This window comes from uncultured Veillonella sp. (assembly GCF_900545205.1).
Taxonomy (GTDB): domain Bacteria; phylum Bacillota; class Negativicutes; order Veillonellales; family Veillonellaceae; genus Veillonella.
Genome location: NZ_UQYC01000006.1, coordinates 32,724 through 39,618, shown reverse-complemented (window position 1 = coordinate 39,618; position 6,895 = coordinate 32,724). Strand labels below are relative to the sequence as shown.

Genomic DNA, 6,895 nt, shown 5'->3' with positions numbered 1-6,895 from the left:
AAAAGGACATTGATGTATCCGTAAAACGATTATTAAAAGCACGCTTTGAATTGGGTACTCAAAATAACGAGCATCGATTCATTCGGAATCTTAGGATCTACCCACCCAATGCCTGCTGCCGCCCAGTCTACATTGACCATATTGACCTCAACGAGGTAGGCCAATGCAATAAGGGATACAAAACCTGCAATAATCCGCTCCAGTTTTCGATAGGAGTTTGTAATGAGCATAACAGTACATATAACGGCCGTTAATACACTACCTATCAGAAGCGGAATGCCAAAGAGCATTTTCAATGCAATAGCAGCGCCGATAAATTCAGCCAATGCCGTCGCCGCAGCTGCAATGCCCGCTGTACTCAACACAAATCGCGATACATAGGGAGGCAAGAATTCATAGGCACATTCTGATAAGCATTGGCCCCGTACAATGCCTAAATGAGCCACATTATGCTGCAATAAAATCAGCATAATCGTAGATAGTGTTACTACCCATAAAAGTTCGTAACCATAACTGGCCCCAGCCGCAAGATTAGCCGCCCAATTGCCAGGGTCGATAAACCCTACAGTTACGATAATGCCAGGCCCTATAAATTTAAAGACCTCGCTCACCTGGTGCTTACCATTTTGGTGAACAGTAAACAACTGTTTCTTTAAGAAATCAATCATTATAACTCCTTATAAAGGGTTATAGAGTAAAGGTCATCTCCGTTTGCATGCGAGCATCGGTTTTGGATTTACTATCCTTACCACCTGTATAACGGATGCGCACATTATTATTTACTTTAACGCGAGAATCATCAATTTTGAACTTCTTCATCTTTTCTTTGATTTGCTCATCAGTTAAAGCGCGCTCCTCTGGTTTTGCTACCTCATCATTAGCCGTATCTAAAGCATCTTGTTGAGATTTAGATACTTGGTATGTTTTACCAGATTTCTTAGCCTTTTCAGCACGCTTTTCGTCTAATTTTTGACGACGGTCTTGAGTAATTTTCTTATCGCGAGCAATCCGATAGTCCATCACATCACGCATATTTTCTTGGTAAATACGCAATGCATATTGACGATCGTTTTCATTCATTTGTTCACGTTTTGTTACTACCTCATCAATAAGAGGCATAAGCTCATCTTTTGTATAGCTTGTATTACCATCAAAAACAAAACCATGTGTATCTGTAATAGCACCGTGCTTAATTAGTGTTTGTAACGCTGTATACGTCCAATCACTTGGTGTAATTACACCTGTACTCACATGGTGTTGTACTTTGCTAGAGCTACTAACAGTTTCTACATCAGCACTCACACCATCTATCATGGGACGTGCGCTTGGAATAGCAATGCTTTCAGCATGCGCGAAACCAACAGAGGCAACGAGACATAATGCACCGATGCCAACAGCGCGACGAAGTAAATGTATGTGACGTGTATATTTTGTATTCATAAGAGTCTCCTTAAAATTACATTTGATACAATCTATTATATGAAACCCCTTATCATACGTCAACTCTATAACCTTACACACCTGTATAAATCAATATTTACAAGACCTCAAGCTCACTTGAGCCCTTACACCTTTAGGTCCATACCCAGTAAATACCACAATAAACAAAAAGACCTCACATCGCGTGATGTGAGGTCTCAGCATGGCGGAGGATTAGGGATTCGAACCCTAGCGACGGTAACCCGCCCTAACGATTTAGCAAACCGTCCTCTTCAGCCTCTTGAGTAATCCTCCATGCTTTACTGGGTAATCATATCATACCCAATAAGGCATTGTCAATCGTATTATTTCAACATGGATTCGATGAACCAGATTTGTTTTACATAGTATGCAACGTGATCTTCCATCATGCTTACGAGCAAGAAGTCCCCTTCTTCATCAGCAGCTGCACGGATTGCTACAGCTTGATCATTCATGTATTTGAAGTCTTTAAGAAGAATTTCAATTACTTTCGCTTGAGGGATATCTTCTTGACCCAATTCTTCAATTTTAGTCAATTTAGCGTATTCTGCAGAATTAACCAATGGGAATTGACCTTGCATTTTCACGTGTTCTGCTACTGCATCGAAGTATTCAAACGCTTCATCATAGATAGATTCCAAATATTCGTGAATGGATTTGAATTGTGGACCTGTTACGTTGAAATGTAGGTTATGTAATTTTACGTTCCATACGGAAAGATCTGCTAAATATTGGTTTACTTGTTGTAAGTTTTTCATAGTAATACTCCTTTTTCTTTTAATTCTCAAATACAGTTTATTCAAAAAGCAGAATAAACCCAGTCGGCTTCTATGCCATCAATTCGTTTATCTAATTTGTAATCAGTATTGATTACGTAACCTATTTTATCAATAATGATTTTCCTTGTCAATATATTAAATCGATTTTTTTGAATATTTTTATAAAAAAAACCTCTAACTACTAGTTCAACTAATAGTTAGAGGTTCTATCTTTCTATATTATATGCGGTTTTATTACACTACATTAAATGTAATATTCTATGTAATCATCAGGAATTTTCTTTTCCTCAGCCTTACCGTTATTAGTGCGACGAGGTTTGCGAACATACATATTTTCCGGATCTGTTTCAAAGATAACCATATCTTTAGGGATATCGTGTTTGATAACGAGGTTACAACCGATTTTAGTGCGTGCCCCAATAGTAATATCGCCTAAGATTTTCGTGCCTGTACCGATGAGTACTTCGTCTTCGATGGTCGGATGGCGTTTTACCTTTTTAGAGGACATGCCACCTAACGTCACTTGGTGGAACAAGGTCACATTATCCCCTACGATTGCCGTTTCACCGATAACGACACCCATGCCATGGTCGATAAATAAACCACGACCGATGGTAGCACCTGGATGGATTTCAATGCCGGTTACGTGACGAGAATGAAGTGCTACACGACGAGCCAAGGTTGGCCATCCCGCCTTATAGAGGCGATGCGCAAAGAAATGCCAGAACAAGGCTGTAATATGCGGGTATGTCCAAATGACCATCCACACATTTGTTGCTGCCGGGTCAGAATCCATTACACGTTTAATATTATATTGAATTTTGCCCCATAATTCGCGTAAACCTTGTATCATAGCGACTCCATCTCAAATAACTCTACTCATATATAATATATAGTATACAACATATGTGGTATGTATTCCTATACATAAGATGCTTTATCTATGCGAAATCCGTTACTTTACATATTCATTATTGGCAAAGTCCAAAAGGGATAAATATTTTTCTACCCCATCTGGCGCAATCACCACAATATTCGCCTTTGGCTCTTCACGAGCAATACGCTTTGCCGCAACGATAGCCGCCCCTGAGGAAAGGCCAATAGAAACACCACTTTCACGCATAAAGGTTTGCACTTCACTGAAAGCCTCTTCATCGCTTACGGTTTGTACACCGTCCATCAAGCTTTGATCAAAGTTTTCAGGAATAAAGCCTGCCCCAATGCCTTGAATTTTGTGAGGGCCGCCCTTACCTTCCGTAATGGCTGGAGAACCTGTTGGCTCTACGGCGATGGCCTTTAAGTTAGGATTATGTTCTTTCAATCGTTTTGCAACGCCTGTGAAAGTGCCGCCAGTACCGATACCCGCTATGAATACATCTACATTTGGCACTTGTTCTACAATTTCGGCACCAGTTGTACGATAATGCATATCTGGGTTTGCAGGGTTTACGAATTGGCCCAATGTGAAAGCATTTGGATATTTATCTAAAATTTCATTAGCTCGTTCAAGAGCACCTCTCATACCCGTTTCTTTCGGCGTTAAGATGAGTTGAGCACCATAGGCCTTAATAAGCTCACGGCGTTCTTTACTCATGCTTTCAGGCATAATAATAACAGTTTTAATATGCAAGATGGCGCCCACCATAGCAAGAGCAATACCTGTATTGCCGCTTGTAGCCTCTACGATAATGCTATCTTCGTGAAGGCGTCCTTTTTCCTTAGCGTCTTGTAACATGCCAAGTACAGCACGGTCTTTCACAGAACCGCCTACATTATATTTTTCAAGTTTTACATAAATATTGGTATTTGGTAATTGATATACCGGAGTTTTACCAATCAGTTCAGTTGTTTGATTTGTGACTATGCTCATCTGATCCTCCTTTTGGCGATAGATGATAAAAATCGTCCTCAGGAACATCCCAAGGACGATATGAATTTCACCTTGTTATTCTCTATACACTGGATATAACCATTTGTGTATTCTCATAAATACACTCATACTCTATCACCTGCATCTATGCATTGTCAAGAGAATGAGAACCGCTTTTAAAGCCCTAAAAATACAGGAAATAACTAGGTTTATTTATAATTTTGTTAGTGTGTCTACTACCACATCCCAGGTAATAGGCACCATAATGATAGCTAGCGCAAGCCCAATAAAGATGACGGCCCCTAGTATAACGGTAAGACGCGGAACGATGGCTATCACGGTACTATTCGCTACATTATACGCCTTATCTATGTCATAGTGTAGCGCTACATAGCCCCACAGGAATCCTGCTATCACATATATCGCTACATAAGGGTCTAGTATGATATGCGTTGATGTCATCGTTTCAACATGCATTAACCGATTGATGACTGGTGAAAGTAGCACATTAGCAAGCATCGCTATAAGCTTGAACCATATAAGGCATATAATATAAGGCCACATAGTTCTCATGGTCATCCGCAACATGTAAATCAATCCTACAATAGCTAAGCCCAACCCGCCCTTTTCATGGGCCATGTACTGTTCCATCCAGGAAGGTTGTTCTTTACCTTGATGCAGTTGGTCATAGTGAAACGATAAGTTTCTTTCACCATGAGCCAAATCGACGAGACCTAACACTTGTAGCAACACTAGAACAAAGACGATAACAACGCCTATTTGGAAGCTTTCACTAAAGAATATAGCCATCGGATCAATAGCCAGCTCACGCAGAACAGATAGATTGCCATACACATCATAAAATACAGCATATAGGCCATTCGTTATGAGTACATCCACAATAAACATGGTCAATATAAAAATAAGATACCCATTCCACCGAGTCCATCGACTCAGATGTGATAACTTCGTATGCTCCCCTACGATTATGGATGCAGGGTGTATAGACAAGATCACACCGATCATAAAAAACATTATGAACGATGTGACCATTGTTAAATATTCGTATGCCATATTAACGGTATGCTACGCGCTCAGGCTGCATATCATGGAAATGAAGGCGTTCTTTTGCCGTCTTTTCCCACTCTGTACCAGGCTTGCCGTAGTTTGCGTATGGATCGATGGACAAACCACCACGCGGCGTAAACTTGCCCCATACCTCGATGTACTTAGGATCCATCAACTTGATGAGGTCTTTCATGATGATGTTAATGCAGTCCTCGTGAAAGTCCCCGTGATTGCGGAAACTAAATAGGTATAATTTCAAAGACTTGGACTCCACCATTTTCTTATCTGGTACGTAAGAAATGTAGATCGTCGCAAAGTCTGGTTGACCTGTCATAGGGCACAAGCTAGTGAACTCAGGACAGTTAAACTTAACGAAGTAATCGTTATCAGGGTGTTTGTTATCAAACGCCTCTAACACCTGTGGTGCATAATCAGTAGGGTAATCGGTCTTGTGACCTAACATCGTTACCCCTTGTAACTCTTTTTCAGATCTGCCGGATGCCATAAGGAACCTCTTTCTATAAACGCTATAACTCTATCATTAAATATATTGAATAATTCATGTGATACTTAATTATAGCATATAAAAGAATACACTACTTATAGAGATAAACGACTTTAGACTATAGTTAAATGACCGATCCATCCTGTGTTTATAAATAAGCTATTCTATCCTCATAACCCAGTTCAATTATATTACGCCCACATATAGATTGTATAAAATTAAAATTTATAATAAAATATTCATATACATTTGGTAACGTTAATATATTCAGAAAAATATAACACCTTATGGAGGTCCCTTATGAAATTAAAACAGCTTATTTTATCTAGCATCGCTGTAGGTGCATTAGCTTTCACATTTGGCACAGTACAACCTGCACAAGCAGCTATTGGCATGGAAAATCCTGGTCCAGCTATGAACCTTGAAAAACCTGCATCTGTTACGACTGCTCATCACATTAATGTAGATGGCAAGGTTGTAGAGCCTATCAATGGTCAACAAAATGTAATTTATGTAGATGGTCAACCCCTCGTAGCATTGCGCCAAGTATCTGAAGCATTAGGCTATAAAGTGGCTTGGGATGAGCCTACTAAAACAGCGTTGGTAGATATGAACATTGCTACATTAGCAATCCAACCAGACTCTGCTGAAGTAGTCCGCCATGGCAAATTAAAGATTATCAACCTTGATACATCTGAAACCTTCTTGCCTGCAGCTCGCAAAGTGGACGGCACAATCTTTATAAAACCTCAAGTGTTCAAATTATTATTGAACGACGTGAAAATTACAAAGGATGAAATCTTCATCGCCCCTCAACGCGCACAATTGGCATCCACTACAAACACAGAGGTATCTCATAAGAATGAACTCAATACATTCTTACCACCATCTCAAGAAGATGTGAAGAAAAAAGAAGATCCAAAAGCAACAGAAAAACCACTTATCAAAATCAAAAAATCGTTAGCCAAAGATACTGTCACAACAGATGAACAAACAACAGCTACAGAAGTATCTGAATACCAACGTGCTAATGGATTAGATCGATAAGTAGATCTATTAGATTGTTAAACAAATCTAGTACGTCGTTAACGCAATCTAGACACATAAAAAAGGTCCCATAAAGGGACCTTTTTTGTGTTATATGACCAAATCTAGTTATGGCTAAATTTAATTATACTCAAATCCAATTATTTGAGATTGAGCCTACTAAGT

The 6,895-nt window shown here is 39.5% G+C and carries 7 protein-coding genes, 1 tRNA gene and 1 pseudogene; 1 reads left to right on the top strand and 8 read right to left on the bottom strand.

The window, feature by feature from the left end:
- Positions 1–56 precede the first annotated feature (56 nt).
- The 8 genes and pseudogenes from QZR70_RS01315 to queF all read right to left on the bottom strand — a co-directional run.
- Positions 57–668, bottom strand: a pseudogene (locus QZR70_RS01315) (Nramp family divalent metal transporter); the annotation flags it as partial.
- Between the two features lie 19 nt (positions 669–687).
- Complete coding sequence (locus tag QZR70_RS01310) at positions 688–1,440, bottom strand: hypothetical protein (RefSeq protein WP_295792554.1); 753 nt, start codon at positions 1,438–1,440, stop codon at positions 688–690.
- 203 nt (positions 1,441–1,643) lie between these two features.
- Positions 1,644–1,734: transfer RNA gene (locus tag QZR70_RS01305), tRNA-Ser, on the bottom strand.
- 50 nt (positions 1,735–1,784) lie between these two features.
- Positions 1,785–2,219 (bottom strand): DNA starvation/stationary phase protection protein, encoded by a 435-nt coding sequence (locus tag QZR70_RS01300; RefSeq protein WP_005387520.1) that lies wholly within the window; start codon positions 2,217–2,219, stop codon positions 1,785–1,787.
- Between the two features lie 265 nt (positions 2,220–2,484).
- A complete protein-coding gene (epsC, locus tag QZR70_RS01295; RefSeq protein WP_295792553.1) occupies positions 2,485–3,093 on the bottom strand; it encodes a serine O-acetyltransferase EpsC in 609 nt (202 codons plus the stop codon).
- A gap of 102 nt (positions 3,094–3,195) precedes the next feature.
- On the bottom strand, positions 3,196–4,110 hold the full coding sequence (gene cysK / locus QZR70_RS01290) for a cysteine synthase A (RefSeq protein WP_105089600.1): 915 nt from the start codon (positions 4,108–4,110) through the stop codon (positions 3,196–3,198).
- A 213-nt stretch (positions 4,111–4,323) separates the two neighbouring features.
- On the bottom strand, positions 4,324–5,019 hold the full coding sequence (locus tag QZR70_RS01285; protein ID WP_295792550.1) for a hypothetical protein: 696 nt from the start codon (positions 5,017–5,019) through the stop codon (positions 4,324–4,326).
- A 166-nt stretch (positions 5,020–5,185) separates the two neighbouring features.
- Positions 5,186–5,683, bottom strand: coding sequence for a preQ(1) synthase (gene queF / locus QZR70_RS01280; protein WP_005387511.1), 498 nt, complete (start codon positions 5,681–5,683; stop codon positions 5,186–5,188).
- 300 nt (positions 5,684–5,983) lie between these two features.
- Between queF and QZR70_RS01275 the strand changes: the two genes are divergently transcribed.
- Entirely contained in the window at positions 5,984–6,730 is a 747-nt protein-coding gene (locus QZR70_RS01275; protein WP_295792546.1) for a copper amine oxidase N-terminal domain-containing protein, read from the top strand.
- The last annotated feature ends 165 nt before the right edge of the window (positions 6,731–6,895 follow it).

Bases quoted from the DNA above. Each gene is read 5' to 3' on its own strand.
- QZR70_RS01310 (WP_295792554.1), bottom strand. From the start codon at position 1,440: ATGAATACAAAATATACACGTCACATACATTTACTTCGTCGCGCTGTT.
- QZR70_RS01300 (WP_005387520.1), bottom strand. From the start codon at position 2,219: ATGAAAAACTTACAACAAGTAAACCAATATTTAGCAGATCTTTCCGTA.
- epsC (WP_295792553.1), bottom strand. From the start codon at position 3,093: ATGATACAAGGTTTACGCGAATTATGGGGCAAAATTCAATATAATATT.
- cysK (WP_105089600.1), bottom strand. From the start codon at position 4,110: ATGAGCATAGTCACAAATCAAACAACTGAACTGATTGGTAAAACTCCG.
- QZR70_RS01285 (WP_295792550.1), bottom strand. From the start codon at position 5,019: ATGTTTATTGTGGATGTACTCATAACGAATGGCCTATATGCTGTATTT.
- queF (WP_005387511.1), bottom strand. From the start codon at position 5,683: ATGGCATCCGGCAGATCTGAAAAAGAGTTACAAGGGGTAACGATGTTA.
- QZR70_RS01275 (WP_295792546.1), top strand. From the start codon at position 5,984: ATGAAATTAAAACAGCTTATTTTATCTAGCATCGCTGTAGGTGCATTA.